21 protein-coding genes and 1 tRNA gene are annotated in these 22,262 nt (G+C 57.8%); 10 read left to right on the top strand and 12 right to left on the bottom strand.

The features are described 5' to 3' along the window. Positions 1-26 precede the first annotated feature (26 nt). The 4 genes from rpoD to GFB49_RS10580 form a co-directional block, all read right to left on the bottom strand. Entirely contained in the window at positions 27-2,012 is a 1,986-nt protein-coding gene (rpoD, locus tag GFB49_RS10595; RefSeq protein WP_153215834.1) for an RNA polymerase sigma factor RpoD, read from the bottom strand. 142 nt (positions 2,013-2,154) lie between these two features. Beyond that, positions 2,155-4,140: a DNA primase gene (gene dnaG / locus GFB49_RS10590; RefSeq protein ID WP_153215833.1), complete on the bottom strand. Its 1,986-nt coding sequence runs from the start codon at positions 4,138-4,140 to the stop codon at positions 2,155-2,157. A gap of 33 nt (positions 4,141-4,173) precedes the next feature. After that, positions 4,174-4,566, bottom strand: coding sequence for a hypothetical protein (locus GFB49_RS10585; RefSeq protein WP_425505205.1), 393 nt, complete (start codon positions 4,564-4,566; stop codon positions 4,174-4,176). A gap of 178 nt (positions 4,567-4,744) precedes the next feature. Continuing rightward, positions 4,745-6,175 carry a Glu/Leu/Phe/Val family dehydrogenase gene (locus tag GFB49_RS10580; protein WP_153215832.1) on the bottom strand — a complete coding sequence of 477 codons (1,431 nt, stop codon included), beginning with the start codon at positions 6,173-6,175 and terminating at the stop codon, positions 4,745-4,747. A gap of 354 nt (positions 6,176-6,529) precedes the next feature. On the opposite strand from GFB49_RS10580, the gene GFB49_RS10575 reads away from it, so the two are divergent. From GFB49_RS10575 to GFB49_RS10565, 3 genes are read left to right on the top strand one after another with little or no spacing between them, the layout of a single operon-like run. Next, entirely contained in the window at positions 6,530-8,188 is a 1,659-nt protein-coding gene (locus tag GFB49_RS10575) for a pilus assembly protein TadG-related protein (protein WP_153215831.1), read from the top strand. Then, complete coding sequence (locus tag GFB49_RS10570; protein WP_153215830.1) at positions 8,185-8,730, top strand: TadE/TadG family type IV pilus assembly protein; 546 nt, start codon at positions 8,185-8,187, stop codon at positions 8,728-8,730. The genes GFB49_RS10575 and GFB49_RS10570 overlap by 4 nt, the downstream gene beginning before the upstream one ends. A gap of 3 nt (positions 8,731-8,733) precedes the next feature. After that, positions 8,734-9,387 (top strand): TadE/TadG family type IV pilus assembly protein, encoded by a 654-nt coding sequence (locus GFB49_RS10565; RefSeq protein WP_153215829.1) that lies wholly within the window; start codon positions 8,734-8,736, stop codon positions 9,385-9,387. A 37-nt stretch (positions 9,388-9,424) separates the two neighbouring features. Here the strand turns inward: GFB49_RS10565 and GFB49_RS10560 are convergent, their stop codons facing one another. After that, positions 9,425-9,931 carry a hypothetical protein gene (locus GFB49_RS10560; RefSeq protein WP_153215828.1) on the bottom strand — a complete coding sequence of 169 codons (507 nt, stop codon included), beginning with the start codon at positions 9,929-9,931 and terminating at the stop codon, positions 9,425-9,427. 132 nt (positions 9,932-10,063) lie between these two features. Here GFB49_RS10560 and GFB49_RS10555 point away from each other — a divergent pair, with 132 nt between their 5' ends. Beyond that, positions 10,064-10,975, top strand: a complete 912-nt coding sequence (locus tag GFB49_RS10555; protein WP_153215827.1) for a pirin family protein — start codon at positions 10,064-10,066, stop codon at positions 10,973-10,975. A 182-nt stretch (positions 10,976-11,157) separates the two neighbouring features. After that, the gene (gene ppk2 / locus GFB49_RS10550) at positions 11,158-12,135 is read left to right on the top strand and encodes a polyphosphate kinase 2 (RefSeq protein WP_194269312.1); all 978 of its coding nucleotides are present in this window, start codon (positions 11,158-11,160) and stop codon (positions 12,133-12,135) included. A 14-nt stretch (positions 12,136-12,149) separates the two neighbouring features. On the opposite strand, the gene GFB49_RS10545 is transcribed toward ppk2, so the two are convergent. Further along, a complete protein-coding gene (locus GFB49_RS10545) occupies positions 12,150-12,746 on the bottom strand; it encodes a TetR/AcrR family transcriptional regulator (protein WP_153215826.1) in 597 nt (198 codons plus the stop codon). Between the two features lie 105 nt (positions 12,747-12,851). Here GFB49_RS10545 and GFB49_RS10540 point away from each other — a divergent pair, with 105 nt between their 5' ends. The 5 genes from GFB49_RS10540 to GFB49_RS10520 all read left to right on the top strand — a co-directional run bounded on the left by GFB49_RS10540 (position 12,852) and on the right by GFB49_RS10520 (position 17,770). After that, positions 12,852-13,145, top strand: coding sequence for a hypothetical protein (locus GFB49_RS10540; RefSeq protein WP_246149673.1), 294 nt, complete (start codon positions 12,852-12,854; stop codon positions 13,143-13,145). A 117-nt stretch (positions 13,146-13,262) separates the two neighbouring features. Next, on the top strand, positions 13,263-14,549 hold the full coding sequence (locus GFB49_RS10535; protein WP_153215825.1) for a homoserine dehydrogenase: 1,287 nt from the start codon (positions 13,263-13,265) through the stop codon (positions 14,547-14,549). A 206-nt stretch (positions 14,550-14,755) separates the two neighbouring features. Further along, entirely contained in the window at positions 14,756-15,730 is a 975-nt protein-coding gene (gene glpX, locus GFB49_RS10530) for a class II fructose-bisphosphatase (protein ID WP_153215824.1), read from the top strand. Positions 15,731-15,843: 113 nt separating this feature from the next. Next, positions 15,844-17,583 carry a single-stranded-DNA-specific exonuclease RecJ gene (recJ, locus tag GFB49_RS10525; protein ID WP_153215823.1) on the top strand — a complete coding sequence of 580 codons (1,740 nt, stop codon included), beginning with the start codon at positions 15,844-15,846 and terminating at the stop codon, positions 17,581-17,583. A 112-nt stretch (positions 17,584-17,695) separates the two neighbouring features. Then, positions 17,696-17,770 (top strand) — tRNA-Glu (locus tag GFB49_RS10520). A gap of 37 nt (positions 17,771-17,807) precedes the next feature. Here the strand turns inward: GFB49_RS10520 and GFB49_RS10515 are convergent. The 6 genes from GFB49_RS10515 to GFB49_RS10490 form a co-directional block, all read right to left on the bottom strand. Further along, a complete protein-coding gene (locus GFB49_RS10515) occupies positions 17,808-18,128 on the bottom strand; it encodes a DMT family transporter (protein WP_153215822.1) in 321 nt (106 codons plus the stop codon). A gap of 59 nt (positions 18,129-18,187) precedes the next feature. After that, positions 18,188-19,240 (bottom strand): heme-dependent oxidative N-demethylase family protein, encoded by a 1,053-nt coding sequence (locus GFB49_RS10510; RefSeq protein ID WP_153215821.1) that lies wholly within the window; start codon positions 19,238-19,240, stop codon positions 18,188-18,190. Between the two features lie 11 nt (positions 19,241-19,251). Beyond that, the gene (locus GFB49_RS10505; protein WP_153215820.1) at positions 19,252-20,199 is read right to left on the bottom strand and encodes a PDR/VanB family oxidoreductase; all 948 of its coding nucleotides are present in this window, start codon (positions 20,197-20,199) and stop codon (positions 19,252-19,254) included. Further along, positions 20,196-20,798, bottom strand: a complete 603-nt coding sequence (locus GFB49_RS10500) for a dimethylamine monooxygenase subunit DmmA family protein (RefSeq protein ID WP_153215819.1) — start codon at positions 20,796-20,798, stop codon at positions 20,196-20,198. The genes GFB49_RS10505 and GFB49_RS10500 overlap by 4 nt, the downstream gene beginning before the upstream one ends. A 71-nt stretch (positions 20,799-20,869) precedes the next feature. After that, positions 20,870-22,003: an aminomethyl transferase family protein gene (locus tag GFB49_RS10495; protein ID WP_153215818.1), complete on the bottom strand. Its 1,134-nt coding sequence runs from the start codon at positions 22,001-22,003 to the stop codon at positions 20,870-20,872. Positions 22,004-22,079: 76 nt separating this feature from the next. Beyond that, positions 22,080-22,253: a hypothetical protein gene (locus GFB49_RS10490; RefSeq protein ID WP_153215817.1), complete on the bottom strand. Its 174-nt coding sequence runs from the start codon at positions 22,251-22,253 to the stop codon at positions 22,080-22,082. Between the last annotated feature and the right edge of the window lie 9 nt (positions 22,254-22,262).

Genomic DNA, 22,262 nt, shown 5'->3' with positions numbered 1-22,262 from the left:
GAGCGCCTTTTTCTTGTACCTCGGAATTACTGATCCAGGAAGCTGCGCAATTTGCGGCTTCGGCTGGGGTGTTTCAGCTTGCGCAGGGCCTTCGCCTCGATCTGGCGGATCCGTTCGCGGGTCACGCTAAACTGCTGGCCAACTTCTTCCAATGTGTGGTCGGTGTTCATGCCGATGCCAAAACGCATCCGCAGGACCCGTTCTTCACGCGGGGTAAGGGACGCCAGGACCCGGGTCGTGGTTTCCTTGAGGTTTTCCTGAATGGCGCTGTCCAAGGGCAGCACAGCATTCTTGTCCTCGATGAAATCGCCCAGCTGGCTGTCTTCCTCGTCCCCGATTGGGGTTTCCAGAGAGATTGGCTCTTTGGCGATTTTCATCACCTTGCGGACCTTTTCCAGCGGCATCTGCAGCTTTTCCGCCAGTTCTTCCGGCGTCGGCTCGCGGCCGATTTCATGCAGCATCTGACGGCCGGTGCGGACCAGCTTGTTAATGGTCTCGATCATATGGACCGGGATCCGGATCGTACGGGCCTGATCCGCAATCGAGCGGGTGATGGCCTGACGGATCCACCAGGTCGCATAGGTGGAGAACTTGTACCCCCGGCGGTATTCAAATTTGTCCACCGCCTTCATCAGACCGATGTTGCCTTCCTGAATAAGGTCGAGGAACTGCAAACCGCGGTTGGTGTATTTCTTCGCAATCGAGATCACCAGGCGCAGGTTGGCTTCGACCATTTCTTTCTTGGCCTGCCGGGCTTCTTTTTCACCCTTTTGAACCTGCTGGACGATGCGGCGGAATTCCGAGATGTCCAGACCGACGTATTGACCAACCTGGGCCATATCAGCGCGCAAATCTTCCACCTTATCAGCGGAGCGCTCGATGAACATCTGCCAACCACGCCCCGGCTTTTGCGCCATATCTGACAGCCAGTTCGGATCCAGTTCGCGGCCACGGTAGGCTTCGACAAATTCACGACGGTTGATCCGAGCCTGGTCGGCCAGTTTCACCATAGAACTGTCGATGGACATCACACGACGGTTGATGCCATAAAGCTGGTCGATCAGCGCTTCGATACGGTTATTGTGCAGGTGAAGCTCGTTCACCAGCAGTACGATTTCCGAACGCAGCGCTTGATAGGTGGCTTCATCCGCCTGCGAAAACGAGCCGTCTTCGTTCAGGGTCGCGGAAATTCGGCTGTCCTGCATTTCCGAAAGCTGCGCATAGTCGGATGAGATGCGTTCCAGCGACTCCAGCACACGATCCTTGAGCGCGGCTTCCATCGCTGCAAGCGACATATTCGCCTGATCATCATCCTCGTCATCGTCGTCATTGTTCAGGATCGGATTGCCATCTGCGTCCAGCTCTGGCTGCGCCTCGCCTTTCGGCTTGGTCTCGACCTTGGATGTATCAATCACCGGCTCTTCTACGCTGCCGTCTTCATCCAACTGATTGCCAAAGGTGGCCTCCAGATCGATGACGTCGCGCAGCAGAATGTCCTCGGACAACAGTTCGTCATGCCAGATGGTGATCGCCTGGAACGTCAGCGGGCTTTCACACAGGCCTGCGATCATCGTATTGCGGCCGGCTTCGATCCGTTTCGCAATCGCGATCTCGCCTTCACGGCTGAGAAGCTCAACCGAGCCCATCTCGCGCAGGTACATACGCACCGGATCATCGGTCCGGTCCAGCTTTTCAGCCGCAGCACCGGCAACGGCAACTTCGCGATTGGATTCTGTTGCAACCAGTTCGGTGGAGCCTTTGTTCTCCTCCTCCTCGGCTTCTTCGTCCTCGATGATATTGATGCCCATTTCAGACAGCATCGACATCACGTCTTCGATCTGCTCCGAGCTGACCTGATCGGGAGGCAGAACCTGATTGAGCTGATCGTAGGTGATGTAGCCCTTCTCACGGGCCTCCGCGATCATCTTCTTGACCTGGGTCTGGCTCATATCAAGCGAGATTTCGGCGTCCTGGTCATCAGGTTTGCGGTCGTCAGTGTCTTTGGCGGCCATTCAATGCTCCTTACAAGGGGCTGGATTCAAGGGCAGTATGATTCGGTGATCCGAATCATTAGCGCGAAGTTTTGATTCGTCACCACATTTACCCAATTTTCTTTTGGTCTTCCTTAGCAAAACGACCATTTCACGGGCGGAATCATTTTTTAGCGAAGCCGATTCGGTCCAACAGCGCCCCAAAACTGTCTCTTTCCTCACGATTGAGACGGACCCCATTGTCGGCCACATCGTAGTTTGCACGGTCTTCGCTTTCGCTGCGCACCGCTTTGTTGCGGGCTTCCGCCGCCTGGCTCAACCGCCATGTCACCGCTTCATCTTCCAGCGCGCGAATGTCGTCGGTTGCTTCTGCCAATTCCACATCCAGGCCGCGCGCGGATTCAAGTTTTGCGAATTCTTCGGCCAGAACCAGTCGAGCCGTTTCTTCATCGCCAGGGTTGCGCGCGCCTGCACTGATTGCCACATGGCGCAGCCCCATGAGGTTTTCAAGGGCGTGGGGTCCCAAATTATAGTCGATCTCTTCCCGTAAACGGTCGGGCGCATCGATACCCACCCGCAGAACAAGATCCCGCAATAGGGCATTGTCGGCATCTTGACAGTCCAGCCGTTCCAGATTGCTTTCGTATTCAACAATAACAGTCGGCGTGGCAATTAATGTCGCCAGAACCACGGCTTCGCGCATCTGGGCAAACGCGCGCTCATCGGCATTGGTCAGCAATGAGGCACGCGTGGTTGAGGCCGGGCCCGCCGGAGCGCCGCGCCAAGGCGCACGCGCACCGTCGCGAAACCCGCCAGATTGTTTGGCACGCGGTGTAAACGTCCCCCCCTGCCCGCCGGAACGGTTGCCGCGAAACAGCTGCCATCGCAGCTCTTTGATATCCTCGCCATAATGTTTGCGGATCGAGGGATCACGGATCAGTTTGATTTTCTCGCGCAGCGCCTTGTCGAGCGCGGCTTTGCGTTCGGGGCTGTCAAAAACCTTCCCCTCGGTCTCGCGTTGCCACAGCAGGCGCACCATAGGGATCGCCTGATCCAGCACCGCCTGCACCGCCTCAGCCCCTTCGGCGCGGATCATGTCATCGGGGTCTTTGCCATCGGGCATAATGGCAAAACGCAGGGATTTCCCCGCCTCAAGCTGCGGCAGGGCCATGTCGATCAGGCGCATAGCGGCGCGGATACCGGCCTTGTCGCCATCCAGCGCGATGATCGGCTCATCCGACATTTTCCACAGCATTTGCAGCTGGTTTTCCGTGACCGCCGTGCCCAGAGGCGCGACCGAGGCCGTAAATCCGCCCTCAGACAGGGCAATCACATCCATATAGCCTTCGGCAACAATCAACGGGGCTTCACGCCCCGAAGCCGCTCGTGCAGGCCCGTGATTATAAAGGCTGCGGCCTTTGTCAAACAACTCGGTCTCGGGGGAGTTCAGGTATTTGGCATTGTCATTGGGATCCATAGCGCGGCCGCCAAAAGCAATGGCGCGTCGACGCGCATCCCGGATTGGAAACATGATCCGGTTGCGGAACGTGTCATAGGGTTTGCCGCCTTTGTTGGATGGTTTGGCAAGCCCTGCAGCAATAATCAGGTCTTCGGGCACATTCTTGGCGCGCAGCGCGTCCCACAGGTTTTGCCAGCCCTCAGGCGCAAAGCCGATTTCCCAACGTTCTTGCGCCTCGGGGCTGAGGCCGCGGCGCTCCAGATAAGCGCGGGCCTCGGCTGCACGGCCCGTGCGCAGCTGCAGGCGGAAATACTGCACCGCCTGTTCCATCACTTCTGCCAACAGCGCGCGACGGTCCTGTTGCTGCTGGGCGCGCGGGTCACGTTTGGGTATTTCCATCCCGGCTTCGGTCGCAAGGATCTCAACCGCTTCCATAAAGCCGACATTCTCAGTCTCGCGGACAAAGGTCAGCGCATCGCCTTTGGCCTGGCAGCTGAAACAGTAGTAATACCCTTTGCGATCATCCACATGGAACGAGGGGCTTTTTTCGTGGTGAAACGGGCAACAGGCCCAGTAATCCCCTTTGGCCGTCTGGCTTTTGCGTTGATCCCACGTGACTTTGCGCCCGACAACGTCGGAAAGGCTGATGCGGTTGCGCAATTCATCTAAGAAGCCGGGCGGCAGAGCCATGGTATTACTGCTGGTCCTCAAAAAGGGCGTTGATTAATTCGACGGCTGTTGCAGATCTTGTTGCAGTTTCTGGATCTGGTCCCAGTTCTCAAGGCACTGCTGTTCAAACACCGCACCCAGATCCACGCCCCGCAGGTCGCTGCGTTTTTGAGCATAGACATGTTTCACCAATTGGGGAATGGCTTTGGAATATTGGGCGGGCCATTCCGGATCTTCTGCTAGGATATGCGCCTCGGCCTTTTCTTCCTTAACCCGGCGGCGATGGGCCATTTGGACGGCGGCCATCACTTGTCCTTGATACCGGCAGCTGTCTTCTTTGCTGTCGGCCGGGGCGGAGTCCTGTGCCATCAGAGGGGCTGTGGACAGGGGCACCGCAAGCGCGGCTGCAAGGGTCAGGCGCAGGGCGGTGGAAAAGACGCGCGTCATATCAATGAGCTCCGGGAATCATTTCGTGGTCTCGCGAGAGTAGCCGCGCAGGTCTGCCACCGCCACGCCGGATTGGCAATCTGTGAGCACCTGTGACGCACTCAAAGTGAAACCGCGCGCCAGACGGGGACGCGCGGTTTGCATAAATTTTAGGTTTTGTCTGCGGTAACGGCCGAACTCACAGGCCTTTGGCGCGGTAGCTTTTGGCCACTTTGTCGATGGAGACCAGGTATGCGGCGGTGCGCAGATCCTCGACATCGTCGCGCGCATGCCAGGTCTCGCTCATGGCTTGGTAGGCAATGCGCATTGTGTCATCGAGACCAGAGCGCACCAGCTCCAGCTCATCCGCGCCGCGCAGGTAGCGTTCCTTGAATTTACCATCCAGAGTCCAGGTGTTGCCCATGGCGGATGACAGTTTTTCAAGCTCGTCGACCACCAGCTGGTGCCGCGCTTCTTCCTGACGGCGCTGCATGCGGCCAAAGCGGATGTGGCTGAGGTTTTTCACCCACTCAAAATACGACACCGTCACACCACCGGCGTTGGCATACATGTCAGGAATGATCACGCAGCCTTTCTCACGCAGCACCTCATCCGCGCCCGCAGTGACCGGACCGTTCGCGGCCTCGATGATCAGCGGCGCCTTGATCCGGTCCGCGTTCGAGAGGTTGATCACCCCTTCCATTGCCGCTGGGATCAGGATGTCACAGGCCTCTTCCAGAACCACGGCACCGTTGGCGACATATTGGCCATGCGGGTACCCATTGACGCCACCATGGGCGACAATCCAATTGCGCACCGCTTCAACGTCAAACCCTGTTTCGCTAAACAGCGCACCGTCGCGTTCGATGATGCCGGTGATGATGCTGCCGTCTTCTTCAGACAGGAATTTGGCCGCGTGATAGCCCACATTGCCCAGGCCCTGTACGATCACCCGCTTACCCTCAAGCGAACCGGACAGATTGGCGGCAGCGACATCTTTGGGATGGCGGAAGAATTCACGCAGGGCGTATTGAACACCGCGACCGGTGGCTTCGACCCGCCCCGAGATACCGCCCGCATTCAGCGGTTTGCCAGTCACACAGGCACGACCATTGATGTCGGTGGTGTTCATGCGCTGATATTGGTCAGCGATCCAGGCCATCTCACGCTCACCTGTGCCCATATCGGGCGCGGGTACGTTTTGCGCGGGGTTGATCATATCGCGCTTTGCCAGTTCATAAGCAAAGCGGCGGGTGATCCGCTCCAGCTCATGTTCCTCATACTCGCGCGGGTCAATGCACAAGCCCCCTTTGGAGCCCCCAAACGGTGCCTCAACCAGCGCGCATTTATACGTCATCAAAGCCGCCAGCGCCTCGACCTCGTCCTGATTGACCTCTGGCGCGAAACGAATACCGCCTTTTACCGGTTCCATATGTTCGGAATGAACAGAGCGATAGCCGGTAAAGGTGCGGATCTCACCACGCAAGCGCACACCAAACCGCACGGTATAGGTCGCGTTGCAAACCCGAATTTTCTGTTCCAGCCCCGGTGCCAGATCCATCAGGGCGACCGCCCGATTGAACATCAAATCCACGCTTTCACGGAAGCTGGGCTCTTTTTGAGGGTGCATTCCACCTACTCCAAAATTTTAAAGACGACTCACCGCATCACAATAAAGCGGGAGGGTAAGTAAAGGTTTACACTTTGCTGATTTTTTAGGCAATTTATGAAAAACATATTTCGAGACCTGTTTGACCTCGATTCGCCTTCCAACTGATGTGCCCCGTTTCCCAGCTAGAAACAGCACGACAAACTCTGCGGAAATTGTCCAGAATTACCTGCAAACATTGGCAAATCCGGCCAGTTTCCGCCCCATTTTGGTCACCTTCCTAAACCATATCTAAATGAGAATATCTTTCGAAATCCGGCCACCTTCCCGCGCTGACTAAGTGTGTGTTGGAAGTGGTCCACTAGGTGATTTACAATGTCTGCGTTCGACCAAAAAGTGAGAACCCCATTGCGCCGCGTGTCGTCTTCGGCACTTGCGATGTTCAGTGCCTTTCGCCGTCAGGAAGACGGGGTGTTGGCCAAACCTATGGTCGTGGTCTCTGTCTTAATGCTGATCGTCGGCGGTATCGGCATTGATTTGATGCGCTATGAGCGGGACCGCACTGTTTTACAATATACTTTGGACCGTGCGGTTCTGGCTGCGGCAGATCTGGACCAGCCTTTTGAGCCCGAAGCTGTCGTTGAGGACTACCTGACCAAATCTGGCCTCGCGGAATACTACGAGACGCCGTTTGTTGATATGGGACAAGGGTACCGCAAGGTCGAAAGCTCGATCGAGACGTCTTTTGCAACCCAATACCTAGGACTGGTGGGCAATACGGAATTGACGCTGTTTGCCCGCGCCCGTGCCGAAGAGAGTATCGACGATATCGAGATCTCGCTGGTACTGGACGTATCAGGTTCCATGAATTCCAACTCACGCCTGCCAAACCTCAAGGTTGCGGCGAAACAGTTTGTGGATGCCATCGGCTTGAACACGATCGATGGAAAGATGTCGATGTCGATCATTCCCTATGCGACACAGGTGTCAGGCCCGGACGAGCTTTATGCGCAGTTGAACACCGCTGTTGAACAGCCCTACTCCAACTGCATCAACTTTGATGCATCGGATTTCAATACGACAACGCTGGATCTCGATGCAACCTACGAACGCACAATGCATTTTGCGCCGTGGTACGCGACTGACCGACGCACCGACGACACGCGCCTTGTACGCTTGCCAACCTGTGACGACCGGGCGTCGCGGGAAATGCTGCTGATGCAGCAGGACGAAGATACGTTAAAAGGCTTCATCGATGGTTTGGTTGCCGAGGGGAACACCTCGATCGATCTTGGAATGAAATGGGGCACCGCCTTGCTGGACCCCAGTCTGAACCCGGCGATTGTGAACCTGAGTTCCGGCGACGATCCTTACATATCGCCTGATTTCGCGACCCGCCCGGCGGCCTATACGGATGCGGAAACACTCAAGATCATCGTGCTGATGACAGATGGCCAAAACACCTCGCAATATTACATCCGCGACCACTTCCGCGACGCAGGTCTGATGTCGGATGTCTGGTACAATGATGCGGCGAATGTTTACTCCACCTATAACGCGTCCCGCGACGAATATTGGTGGGACGGGTTCAACCGTTGGGAAGACCATCCCTATGGCGAAGGTGAATATCGCAGATGCGGCTATTACAGCTGCTGGTGGGAAGATGAACCGGGATCTGCCGAACGGCTGAGCTATGTGGACCTTTGGGCTGATACCAGTCTGCGCTATGTCTCGGATCGCCTGTTTGGCGACTGGCAAGGCACCAACACCGCCCGCAACACCTATTATTATGGCGCATACAGCACCGTGGGCGGCAGCGCTAAGAACAATCGAACCCAGGCAATTTGCGACGCGGCCAAGGCCGAAGGCATCATTGTCTACACAATCGGATTTGAAGCGCCCTCCAGCGGACAAGCCGTGCTGCGCAACTGCGCAAGCTCTGATGCGCATTTCTTTGATGTGGATGGGTTGGAGATCAACGATGCCTTTGCATCCATCGCCACCTCGATCCGCCAGCTGAGGTTGACCCAATGATCCGTTTTACCTTGAAAGACAAGCTGCGCCAATTCCGCCGCAACGAGGAAGGGTCCTTTGCCGTAGAGTTCGCGATCTTCTTCCCGCTGCTGTTGCTGATCCTTTTGACAACAATCGAGCTGGGGTTGATCCAGCTGCGCGGATCAATGTTGGAACGTGCGTTGGATCTGACGGTACGTGATCTACGCCTTGGCACGGGCAGCAGCTTCTCACACGATGAGGTGCGTGACAATATCTGCGAACGTGCAGGTTTTGTGGATGATTGCCGAACCCAGATGCGGTTGGAGCTGGTGCAGGTGGATCCCTTTGCCTGGACCGACATTGATCCGGTTCCGGACTGTGTCAACACGTCAACCGCTGCGGACATCAATCCCGTACGCAGTTTTGAAAACGGTCAGTCCAACGAGCTGATGTTTATCCGCGCTTGTATGACATTTAACCCTTTCATGCCCACCTGGGGTCTGGGTGCCGCCCTGCCCAAGGATGGCGAAGGTCGCATCAAACTCTATGCGGCATCGGCATTTGTTCAGGAACCGAGGTAAGCTATGCGTAAGTTGTTTTCTCAAAAGGCAAAACGGTTTGCATCCGATACCGAAGGTTCAATCACGGTTGAATTTGCCATCTACCTGCCGCTGATCCTTTTCATCTTTGCGGTTATTGTCACCTTCTTTGATGCCTTCCGTCAGGAAAGTATCAATCTCAAGGCGGCTTACACTGTGTCAGACTTGATCTCGCGTGAAACGCAGGAGCTGAACGAGGACTATATCGACAGTATGCAGAACATGGCAGAGTTGCTGGTGCGTCCGGACTCAGTTCTGTCACTGCGGGTGACAATCGTGCGGTGGGACGAAGATGATGATCGGTATTATGTCGATTGGTCACGAGTTCGCGGACAAGCCTATGCGCAGCTGAACGACAGCAGTGTCGAGGCTCTCACAACCCGTCTGCCCAATATGCCAGATCAGGAGCGCGTCATTCTGGTTGAGACTCACAATCAGGTCACTCCAGTCTTCCCTTTTGCGATGCTGGATGTGCGCGGTGAGCGGTTCGATCAGGACGAAGATGTCCTTCTGGAGAAATCTCTGCTGGATATCGAGACGTTTGTTTTTACCCGTCCCCGTTTTGCACCCCTGGTACGATTTGAAGGCGAGATTATTCCCGGCCCTGCCCATGATGACTTCACGAACGAGACGATCTGATTTCAGAAAGACATTTCAATGACGCAACGCGCCCGGATCATCCTTGGTCCGGGCCGTTTTTCATTTGATCAATCAACGTCGCATCGGTCAGAAGCGCCGCCAGGATCTCGGACATGGTTTTGGAGTGGCTTCCCGGTGTCACCCCGCCAATGCCGACCCGTTTGCCCAGACGCCACCACAGACCTGGCTGCCAGGCACGCGGGCCTGCGGTTTTGGTGCGGATTACAAAGCCATTGGACGGTTTCATCGCCAGAAAACCACGTTCGACGGCGGCGATGTCTTCAATGGCTGCAATCACTGTACCATCGCTGCTGTGCAGACCTTCGGCGGTCAGGATCACGGTGGCTTCGGTTGCCTGCCACATCCGCAGCGCCAGCCAGATCGACCCAATTCCCATCGCAGCCAGGAACACAGTCCACAAAGCGCCCTGCCCGGCTTGCAGCGCGAGATACAGAACCAGCGCCCCCAAGGCCGCCAACATGGCCACCCCAATCACACGCCGGGGCGCTGAGGCGGAAACGGTTGCCAGGACTTCGGTGCTCATCTGTCTCTCCCTTGGGGCGGGCCCCGCCCTCTATTGTGCGCCTTTGAACAAAGGCCGTGTCTGGGTGCCTCTACTCATTCGGGGGGGCAAAGTCTAGGTTTCTGGCCATCACGAAGCCACAGGAGACGCGCTATGTCACTCAGACCCGTTCTTGAACAACGCCAGGCGGTTCCCACTGTCGAAGGGGCCGGTGTAAACCTGCACCGCGCCTTTGGATTTCAGGATCCAAGCGAGCTGGACCCGTTTTTGCTGTTTGACGATTTCCGTGGCGAAAGCCCCGCGGATTACGCCAAAGGTTTCCCCTGGCACCCCCACCGCGGGATCGAGACAATCACCTATGTTCTGGCAGGAACGGTGGAGCACAGCGACTCGCTGGGCAATACCGGCACCTTGGGCGCAGGCGATATTCAGTGGATGACGGCTGGGTCCGGGATCCTGCATCAGGAGATGCCCGCCGGAAACACCGCTGGTCAGATGCATGGGTTCCAGCTGTGGGGCAACCTGCCCAGCGCGCATAAAATGGACGCGCCACGGTATCAGGACATCCAAGGCACGGACATTCCCGAGGTGATCGATGATGACGGCACCCGTGTCAAAATCATCGTCGGCGATTTCTGGGGCCAAAAGGGTCCGGTGGACGGTATCGCGGCGGATCCGCAATATCTGGACGTCTATGTGCCTGCTGGTGTCAAAAAGACGTTCAAGATCGACACCTATCGCCGCGCCTTTGCCTATGTCTTTGATGGCGCGGGCATGTTTGTGGATGCCGCCGCGCCGGAAGGCGTGTTGCTCGAAAAAGAAGTAATGGGCCAGGAGGTCAATATCCGCGACATGTCCGGCAATCGTACCTTGGTGCGTTTTGGCTCGGGCGACGAAGTAACGGTTCAGGCGGGCCCTGAAGGGATCCGATTTTTGCTGATCTCCGGCGCGCCAATTGATGAGCCGGTTGCCTGGCACGGACCAATTGTGATGAACACCCAGGAAGAGCTGCGCAAAGCCTTTCGTGAGCTGCGCAATGGGACCTTCATTCGCCCCGCGCATTGAGCGTTTTCGCAACGACCTTAAACACTCGGAAAAGCCCGCCGCATTTGGTGGGCTTTTTGCGATCCGGCTCGTGAAATGTAACGATTTCTTGACACGGATCAACGCAAGACCCGGCCGGTCCAGTCATCCTCTGCGCGATCGCGCAAAGCGACAGTTCAGTGTGATGAAAGGAGACGCCGCCCATGGAGACTGTGACCCGGATCGAGCCTCAGGACCTGCAACCTGCCAATTCCGAGCCTACCCCCCAACCTGCGCCCCAAATTTCAGAAGATGCGCCCGCCCCGGCCCAAAAACCCAGGCCCGCCGCCCCCAGTGCGGAGGCTGTGCGCAAGGCCTTTGAAAGCGGCAAATACCCTTATCGCCGCAAGCTGGCGCGCCGCACCTATGAGGCGGAGAAAGCCAAATTGCAGGCGGAACTGTTAAAAGTGCAGCTCTGGGCCCAAGAGACCGGTGAGCGGTTTGTATTACTGTTCGAAGGGCGCGATGCGGCTGGCAAAGGCGGAACGATCAAACGGTTCATGGAGCATCTGAACCCCCGTCAGGCCCGCGTGGTGGCCTTGAACAAACCCACTTGGGAAGAAAAAGGCCAATGGTATTACCAACGCTATATCCAAGAGCTGCCAACCGTGGGCGAAATGGTCTTTTATGACCGGTCTTGGTACAACCGCGCCGGGGTGGAGCGGGTCATGGGCTTTTGTTCGCCCAATGAATACCTGGAATTCATGCGTCAGACACCGGATCTGGAACGGATGCTCGTGCGCTCTGGTATCCGGTTCTACAAATACTGGTTCTCAGTCACCCAAGACGAGCAACGCCGCCGGTTCAAGTCCCGCGAAACAGATCCGCTGAAACAATGGAAGCTGAGCCCGATCGACAAAGCAAGTCTGGCGAAATGGGATGATTACACCGAGGCCAAGGAGGCGATGTTCTTCTACACTGACACCGCTGATGCGCCCTGGACCATTATCAAGTCCAACGACAAGAAACGGGCACGCCTGAACTGTATGCGTCACTTTTTGTCGACCATTGACTACCCCGACAAGGATCATGAATTCATCGGCAGCCCGGATCCTTTGATCGTCGGCCAGGCGCATCACGTGATCCACCGGTCAGAGCATATTCTGGGCACCGCCCTGCATCCGGATCAGCGGCAAAAGTGACATGTGGCGGTGCGTCAGGCCCCCACGGCCTTGCGCACCATATCCCAATAGATGGTCTCCACCTCCTCAAGGGACAGACGGCCGCCGCTCCGATACCAAGTCATGACCCCGTTCAGCATGCCAATCACGGCCAAAGTGGTGATCTTGGGGTCGGTGATCTGGAAGGCCTTGGCGGAAACACCCTCTTCCAGAATGTCGCGCAGCCCGTTTTCATACCGGCTGCGCAGCGCCTCAATATGGGTGAAATGCGCGGGCGTGAGGTTTCGCAGCTCCATATAGGCAATAAACACCGCATCCGGGCGTTCCATGTGAAACCTTATGTGGAACCGGGTAAAAGCCTCCAGCCGGTGGAGGACATCTGCGTCATCCAAAGTCTCCAGCCGCGCCGTCCAGGCCGCCAGAACATCGGTCATATGGGTTTCCATCAAAGTGACCAGCAGGCTTTGCTTGTCAGGTATATAGTTGTACAAAGCCCCGGCCTGAACGCCCACCTCTTTGGCAATCTGGCGCATGGACACCGCAGCATAACCATGCTGCGCAAACAGCCGCAAAGCCACTGCGCGAATTTTGGGTCCGGTGATATCGGAATGGGATCCTTGGGTGCGTGCCATCCTTGCAGTATAGGGTTAATGAACGAACGTTCAATAAAAACCCACTCTTGCCAGCTTTGCTGCAAATATGGTTGACAGGGGCAACTTGCGACAAAGGACCCCCAGATGCTGCGCCCTGCTTCTTCTTTGCCAGCCTTAAAACTGCCAGCCCCCAAACGGATGGTGCTGAGCCTGTTCCTGGCAGCAGCCGTCACGGCATGCACACGGGTGCCCGAGATCGAAAGCAAGCTGACCCCAGACTTGCGCGGAGCCGCCTACCCGACTTTGCTGCCACTGGACGACGCGGTCCCGACCCAAGTTGCCCCAACGGTCCAAGGCCAAGAGCTGGACGCCGAACTCAAAGCGCGCGCCCAACGGCTGAAATCCCGCGCAGCGGCGCTGAAAAACCGAGAGATCTGACCCGTTGGTCGCTCACATCGGCGGGAAATCCGATGTCATTACAGCCACGCCACATTGCACCCTTGGACTGAACCCGATATGCGGGGACCGAAAGATGACCAAAAGGGACTTCCGATAATGACTAAGCCGCTTCGCCTTGGAATTGCAGGTTTGGGAACCGTCGGCATCGGCGTTGTAAAAATCATTCGCCGCCAGGCCGCCATGTTGGAAGCGCGCACCGGACGTCCGATTGTGATCACCGCCGTATCTGCACGGGACGCCAGCAAGGATCGCGGTGTTCCCTTGTCTGACTATGCCTGGGAAACCGATCCCGTGGCGCTGGCCAAACGTGACGATGTGGACGTTCTGGTGGAGCTGATGGGGGGCCACGAAGGAGCCGCCAAAGACGCTGTTGAGGCGGCACTGACCTCCGGCAAAGATGTAGTCACCGCCAACAAGGCTTTGCTGGCGATCCACGGTCAGGAATTGGCGGAATGCGCCGAGGCCAATGGGCGTGTGATCCGGTTTGAGGCGGGTGTTGCCGGGGGCATCCCGGTGATCAAATCCCTCACCGAAGGGTTGGCAGGCAATGAAATCACCCGCGTGATGGGTGTGATGAATGGCACCTGCAATTATATCCTGACTCAGATGGAAGCCACCGGTCAGGGCTATAACGCCCTGTTCGAGGAGTGCGGTCGCCTGGGATATCTGGAAGCGGATCCCAATCTGGACGTTGGCGGCATCGATGCGGGACACAAGCTGGCCATTTTGGCGTCGATTGCCTTTGGCACCAAACCGGCGTTTGATGATGTGCAGCTGGAAGGCATCCAGCGGATCTCGCTTGAGGATATCAGCGCAGCAGCCGACATGGGGTTCCGCATCAAATTGCTGGGCGTTGCGCAGCGTACGGGCCGTGGGCTTGAACAGCGCATGACCCCTTGTTTGGTCCCTGCGAATTCGCCTTTGGGTCAGCTGGAAGGTGGCACCAATATGGTGGTGATCGAAGGCGATGCGGTGGAGCAGATCGTGTTGCGCGGCCCCGGTGCCGGCGAAGGCCCCACCGCCAGCGCGGTTCTGGGCGATATCTGCGATATTGCCCGTGGGTTCCGCCTGCCGACCTTTGGACAACCCGCCGAAATGCTGCAGGACGCGCCTGCAGCGCAAGCCGAGTTGCCTGCACCGTTTTATCTGCGCATGGCATTGCAGGATAAACCAGGCGCATTGGCCAAAGTGACAGCGGTTCTGGGCGAATGCGGCATTTCGATTGATCGAATGCGCCAATATGGCCATTCCGAAACCTCGGCACCGGTGTTGTTTGTGACCCATAAATCCAGTCGCGCCAGCATTGATCAAGCTCTGGAGGAGCTGGAAAAGATCGATGTTGTCTCAGTCGCGCCTGTTGCGCTGCGGATTGAAACGGTCTGAGCCCAATTCAGCATCAAACCGTGCAAAGGAAGCGAAAAACCGCTTCTTTTGCCAGAAGCGTCAACCAGAATTTGCAGATCGGCTATAAAACCAAACATAGCAGCGAATTGGTTGCGCAAACCCCGTAAATCCGAGGACAAGGCGCTTGTCCGGCGGCCTTATGCTGCGCTAGACGATCAGAAGAGTTTTAAAGCAAGGATATCGCAATGTCGTCCACCCCTGAATTTCACGATCGCATGTTATCTCTGGGCCTGGCCCGCGTTGCAGAACAGGCGGCTTTGGCATCTGCGTCGTTGATTGGACGCGGCGACGAGAAAGCCGCAGACCAGGCCGCCGTAAACGCCATGCGCGAGCAGCTGAACCTGTTGGACATCGCCGGTGTTGTGGTGATCGGCGAAGGTGAGCGCGATGAAGCGCCGATGCTTTATATTGGCGAAGAAGTTGGCACCGGCAAAGGTCCGGGTGTGGACATCGCACTGGACCCGCTGGAAGGCACCACGCTGACCGCAAAAGACATGCCCAATGCGCTGACGGTGATCGCCATGGGCCCGCGCGGCTCGATGCTGCACGCGCCGGACACCTATATGGACAAGCTGGCCATTGGTCCGGGCTATGAAGAAGGTGTTGTGACGCTGGACATGTCCCCGCGTGAACGCGTTGAGGCGCTGGCCAAAGCCAAGGGCTGTGCCCCGTCCGACATCACCGTCTGCATCCTGGAACGTCCGCGCCACGAAGCGATGATCGCAGAGGTGCGTGAAACCGGTGCGTCGATCCGCCTGATCACAGATGGTGACGTGGCCGGCGTGATGCATTGCGCCGAATCCGAGATCACTGGCATCGACATGTATATGGGTTCGGGCGGCGCGCCAGAGGGTGTTCTGGCAGCGGCTGCGCTGAAATGTATGGGTGGTCAGATCTTTGGCCGCCTGTTGTTCCGCAATGATGACGAAAAAGGCCGCGCAGCCAAAGCAGGTATCACTGATCTGGACCGCATCTACAGCCGTGACGAGATGGTCACCCAGGATGTGATCTTTGCCGCGACAGGTGTGACCGGCGGGTCGCTGCTGCCCGCTCTGAAGCGCTCGCCGGGTTGGGTTGAGACCACAACCTTGCTGATGCGCTCGAAAACCGGTTCTGTGCGCCGCATGAGCTACCGCACCCCGCTGGCCTCGCATCAGTAATCGCAGGCGCTTCCGGGTTGGGCAGACCTTGGGATTTTGAGTATTTATAAAAAGATGAAAGGGCCGGGTTCCGATTTGGATCCGGCCTTTTGGCATGAAACGAAGGGCAGAGCATGAGTTTTCTGGGAGTTGAGACCTCTTTGACCGGGCGCCGTTGGGTGGGGCCTGCGTTGGAGGTGGAGCGCGCGGCAGAGATGATGGCGCAGCAGACCTCCCTGCCGGCTGCGGTGTGTCAGGTCCTGGCCCGCCGCGGGGTCCCCCCGATGGAAGCGCAAGGGTTCTTGCAGCCCAAGCTGAAAGAGCTGCTGCCTGACCCGCGTGAAATGAAAGATATGGAAGCCGCTGCTGCACGGTTTCTGGCGGCGGTCAACAGGCGCGAGCGGATCGCGGTATTCGCTGATTATGACGTCGACGGCGGTTCTTCTTCTGCTCTGTTGCTGGTCTGGCTGCGGGCCATGGGGTTGGATGCTACGCTTTATATCCCAGACCGGATTGACGAGGGTTATGGGCCCAATGTGCCCGCTATGCAGCAATTGGCAGAGGCCCACGATCTGATCATCTGTGTCGATTGCGGCACCTTGAGCCATGAGCCTATTGCCGCCGCCAAAGGCGCGGATGTGATCGTGCTGGATCACCACCTGGGTGGGGAAACCCTGCCGGAGTGTGTCGCGGTAGTGAACCCAAACCGGCAGGATGAAAGCGGTGATCTGGGGTATTTCTGTGCTGCGGGCGTTGTGTTCCTGATGCTGGTCGAAACCGGGCGACAGATGCGTGCGGCGGGGCAGAAAGGCCCGGACTTGATGAGCCTGTTGGATCTGGTGGCACTGGCCACTGTGGCGGATGTCGCCCCCTTGATCGGTGCAAACCGGGCGCTGGTGCGTCAGGGATTGAAGGTGATGGGGGGGCGACAGCGCCCTGGCCTGGTGGCCCTGGCCGATGTAAGCCGGATGGACGCCGCGCCTTCGACCTATCACCTTGGCTTTTTGTTGGGGCCGCGTGTCAATGCGGGAGGTCGCATTGGCAAGGCCGATCTGGGCGCGCGGCTGCTCGCAACACAGGATCCTCATGAGGCCGCCGCTATGGCTGAACGGCTGGATCAGTTGAACACCGAACGGCGGGATATTGAAAGCGCCGTGCGCGCTGCTGCACTGGAACAGGCTGAAGAGCGCGGTTTGGATGCGCCATTGGTCTGGGCGGCGGGCGAAGGCTGGCATCCGGGGGTGGTGGGGATCGTCGCCTCGCGCCTCAAGGAAGCAACCGGTCGTCCGGCGGTGGTGATTGGTCTGGACGGAGATGAGGGCAAAGGGTCCGGCCGGTCGGTGTCTGGCATCGATCTGGGTGCGTCGATCCAAAAGGTCGCCGCAGAAGGCCTTCTGTTAAAGGGCGGCGGGCACAAGATGGCGGCGGGTCTGACCGTGGCCCGGGACCAGCTGGAGCCTGCGATGGCCCGACTGGCTGAGCTGTTGGACAAACAGGGTGCGGGCGCATTGGGGCCACAGGATCTGAAACTGGATGGCATGCTGATGCCGGGTGCCGCCAAGGTCGATCTGATCGAACAGATCGAACTGGCAGGCCCTTTTGGCGCTGGCGCGCCTGCGCCGCGGTATGGGTTTCCGGATGTGGCGATCAAATTTGCCAAGCGGGTCGGCGAAAGCCATCTGAAGCTGAGCCTGACGGATGGGATGGGGGCCAAGCTGGATGCGATCTGTTTTGGCGCATTTGACACCCCTATGGGGCAGCGGCTGTTGGAACATGGCGGCGCACGGTTCCATTGCGCGGGGCGGCTTGAGATCAACACATGGGGTGGCCGTCAGATGCCCCAGCTGCGCCTGGAGGACGCAGCGCCTGCTTAAATCCTTGCCTAAAACCGCACAGGGCGCTGGCGTCTGAGAAATTTCACAAAAACGTATTTTTCCGCTTGCGACCCTTCGCTCTTGGAACTAAACACCCGCTCACACTCAGAGTGGCCCGTTCGTCTATCGGTTAGGACGCCAGGTTTTCAACCTGGAAAGAGGGGTTCGATTCCCCTACGGGCTGCCACTTCTCCCCAAAATCAGACAGAAGACAGATCCGCAGATCATGCGGAATCCACCATCTTCAGCCCGATGATACCAATCAAGATCAGCCCGACACAGATCATACGTGGCCACGACAGAGGTTCGGCGTAGATCAGGATGCCAATCACCACGGTTCCTGCCGCGCCTATACCGGACCAGACCGCATAAGCCGTCCCCACTGGAATGTGGCGCAAAGAAAGGCTCAGCATATATAGGCTGACCAGCACCAGAACCAACGTGATCGTGGAGGGAACGAGGCGGGTCAGCCCGTCAGTGTATTTCAAACAGATTGCCCAGGCCGTTTCCAATAGACCTGCAGCAAATAGGATCAACCAGGCCATGGCCCCCCTCCCCTTTGATGGCAAAGGCGCGCGGATCCTCCGCACGCCAGGGACGCGGTTCACGTCTTGTCTTCGTTTGGGTAGATGCCCGGTGAGGTCTCGCCCCCGTCATCGAATTGCGCCAGATAGTCGATGATCATCGCGCGGTTCACCGCAAACCCTTTGTAATCTGCCAGCTCATCCGGCAGATCACGGATCACCCGATGCAGGCGACGCCCCCATTTGGGAACCGATGACAGATCCTGCAAATTTGCCAGGTAACAACGGATCGGAAAGGCCAGCGCATTGGAACGTGGCAGACGCCAGAAGGTCTGCAATTCAACCCGCAGATATTGTTTTTGGCCCACATTTTCGGGCGTCACGGTGCGTTTTTCCGGACCCCACAGGTGATAGTTTTCCGGGCTGGTGTCCAGACGCGGGTTGACCGTCATCGTCCAGTTCAACCGCCGCGACTGGGCACCTTGCTGAACGTTCATCAGGAATTTGAGCGCGCGTTGGAAGATCTTCATCTCATGCGCTTTGGGCACCGGCGCGTGCCATTCAAAAAAGTTCATGCCGATGTCGAAATCCAGCGACCAATCGGCCTGGCTGGTGATCATGCCAGCATCCATCCAAAGGTTATCATCGCGTTGATCCAGCAGCGCAAAATCCCCCTGGGCCTGACGGGTGATATATTCCATCGGACCGTAAGGCAGCGTTGAAGCATCCAGAAAAGTGAAACTGTCGTCGATCCCCATTGGCTTGTTGATCCAGCGCCAGCTGTTGCCGTCACGATGGAGTTCAAACAGATCCGGGTAGTCAGCAACCTTGGAGGTCATAATCAACTCCAGCAGATCCCAGCCCGCCAGCTCCATATGAGGCAGCGACTGGCAGCGTTTGGGATCTTGCTCCAGCGTGATGGCCCGGTCGCGCATCTCGCTGACGTAATGTTCGTCCACATCAAAGGCCACGTCAAAGGGCGTGCCTTTGGGGCCCGTTTTATGCGGCTCGATATTGACGGAATACATGTAGTCATCCCGGTCAAACGGAAAAGGGAACCGCTGGATGGCCTCGGGAGAGTTGTAGAACGTGTAATCGTCGCGGAAGGTTTCGTCGTTAAAACGGATGGTCATCGGTCCCTCCTTTAAAGGTCAAGCGTCAGATCCTGCCCCACAAAGCGTGAAACGCAGGGCATGATTTTGGTGTTGGCTGCGCGGTCTTCCTCGCTCAGCCAGTGATCATTGTGCTGCAGTTCGCCAGCGCAGGTGGAAACCGATGTTTCACATTGCCCGCAGGCGCCGCCCCGGCAGCTCCAGGACACATCGACCTCTGCCGCTTCCAGCGCTTCCAGCAGGCTTTGGTGTGGACCCACTGTCAGCGTCTTGCCCGATTTAGCCAGCGTCACAGTGAAGGCCTGACCCGGCGGCGGCGCGGTGAAAGCTTCGGAATGAACGGCGGAGGCAGGCCAGCCCAAGGCGGTCGCCTGTTCCTTGACGGCGGCAATCATACCCTTGGGACCGCAGGTATAGACATGCGTTCCGGTGGGTTGGCGCGCCAACAGCTCTTGGATCGGGACAACCTCACCCTCCGCATCAAAATAGAGATGCAGGTTCGTGCCTTCGGGCAGCAACGCCAGCCCCGCCGCCTCGTCACGGGACCGCGCGGCATAGTGCAGCTCGTAGGTCAGGCCCATCTGGATCAATTGTTTGATCTGGGCGAGGAACGGCGTGATGCCAATGCCGCCTGCGATCAGCACATGTTTGCGCGCGCGCAGGTCCAATGACAGAAGGTTCAGCGGCGTGCCAATGTTGAGCATATCGCCGGGCTTCACTTGGGTGTGCATAAACCGCGATCCGCCGCGGCCCTCCTCTTCACGTTGGACGGCGATTTCATAGCCCGAGCCATCCATCGGATCAGAGATCAGCGAATAGGCATTTCGGCGCAGCGTGTCGCCGTCGGGCATTTCCACCACCACATGTGCCCCGCCGGAAAACAGCGGCAAAGGCTGACCTTCGGGATGCTCAAAGCGGAACCGAGTGATCCGCGGGGTCAAAGGCTCAACTGCGGACACACGCAAAGCTTGGCTGTTCATAGCTGGATCTCCTGTTGCTCCGGAATGACGCCGGGTGTTTCAGCATCCACGCAGACACCTTGGAACGCGCCCAGGCGGCGGGAGTAATGATCCCGCACAAACAGGGTCAAACCACAGTTGGAACAGGTAAACGGGTCGGTGGTGACGTTTTCGGTGATGCCTTTGCAATGCACACATTGCATGCGGCGCGCGATCGATCCGCGATGTTCGGCCTGAATGGCATCATGCTCGATACCCGCCGCCAGCGCATCGGATGTGGCCTGGCCAATGACCCCTTCCCCCCCAGCAAGATAGACCGAGGTGCCCATGGGGGCCGCGTTCAATGCGGTTTGAAATTGGACCTGGATATCGCTGTAGCTGTCGCCCTGATGAAAGGCCCGCGCACCAGCGCCGCGCAGTTTCGGCCCCAGATCGGAGCCCGCAGTAACAAAGAAGATCTGCCCGCGATCCAGCACCGACGCATCGCGCGCAAAAAGATCCAGCAAGGCTGCAGCGCCGGCGCCTTCGGCCAACAACACAGAAGGGCTGCCGCCGTTCGATTGCAACTGAGCATAGGTGGGGCGGCTGATAATGGATGGGGTAAATGGCGTTTGGGTCATGGGGTCTCTCTCTCCTTTTGCCTTGCGCGGAAGACACCGGCGCACGCAGATCGCGCGCCGGTGGAGGGGCGTCAGCCTTTGGCGGTGCGCCGCTTTTTCTCAGGATCGTAAAATGGCATCGGGCTGGCCACCGCTGCGATCTCACCATCTGGGTTTTGAATTGTCAGCGGCACACCTGGCTCTGCGCAATCAACCGGCATGCGTGCAATGCCGACGTTGTGGTCATTGAGCGGGCTGTAAAAGCCAATGGTGACCACACCCACCTGTTTACCATCGCGCAGGATCGGCGCGCCTTCGGCCGCGGGCTCCGTACCTTCCAGCTTGACGCCGTAGATCTTGAACCGTTCCTTGCCCTTCAAGCGATAATGCTCTTCGGCACCGCGAAAACCCGTTTTGCCCTTGGACACTGTGAAGTCGAGGCCAAGCTCCCACAGGGTGTCGCCGCAGGCTTCATCCTCAAACGGGTACATTTCCGAGTTGTCGTAGGGGAAAAACAGCAAATAGCTTTCGGCCCGCAACATATCCAGCGTGGTAAAGCGGGTGGGGATAATCCCCATGTCGGCCCCTTCGGCCACGATACGATCCCAGATTTCGACCGCATCCTGGCGGCGGCAAAAGATCTCATAGCCGCGCTCACCCGTGTACCCGGTGCGCGAGATGGTGACCGGCTTGTCAAACAGCATCGTGTGGATATGGCTGAAATAGACAACGTCGCGAATGCCGGGCACATGTTTTTCCAGAAAATCAACGGCCACAGGACCCTGCAACGAGATATCGTGCAGGTCGTCGTCAAACTGAACGGTCACATTGCGGCCCATTGCGGCCATGGTCAGCTGCTCGTGACCCGCGCCAGAACCATGCACCACCATAAAGCTGTGCGGGCCCATGCGGTAGATCACGCAGTCATCCACAAATTTGCCCTGATCATTCAGCATGCAGGCATAGGTGGAGCGGCCCGGTTTCAGTTTCTCAACGTTGCGGGTGGTGGCGCGGTCAATCACATGGCTGGCGTGGGGGCCGATCACATGGACTTTTTTCAGGCCCGAGACATCCATAACCCCCGCCTTGGTGCGGATCGCCATATATTCTTCCATCTGGTCCTTGTCATAGGTCCAGGCGGTGCCCATGCCGCTCCAGTCCTCCAGGTCAGAGCCCATCGCCCGGTGACGCTCTGCCAGGGCTGAAAACCTCCATGATGCGGTCATTTTCTTATCCTTCGTTCATTGGTTTAGGAGTTGGGGGATGGAGGGGCGGCCCAAACCGCCCCCTGCCGATGCGCGATTACTTCTTTTCAACCGCGTCATAGGCTTCCTTTTCGTGGCGCGCGCCCAATGCGATGGCGATCACCAACAAGGCCATGGTCGCCAAGAGCCACAGAAGCTCGCCCGATCCGAGGCCGGTGTAATAGGCTCCGGTGAAGCCGTCCCAAGTGCCGGAAGTGACTGGTGAATTCATTGTTTCAAC

This window comes from Tritonibacter litoralis (genome assembly GCF_009496005.1).
GTDB lineage: Bacteria > Pseudomonadota > Alphaproteobacteria > Rhodobacterales > Rhodobacteraceae > Epibacterium > Epibacterium litoralis.
This window is presented reverse-complemented; position numbering and strand designations above follow the sequence as displayed.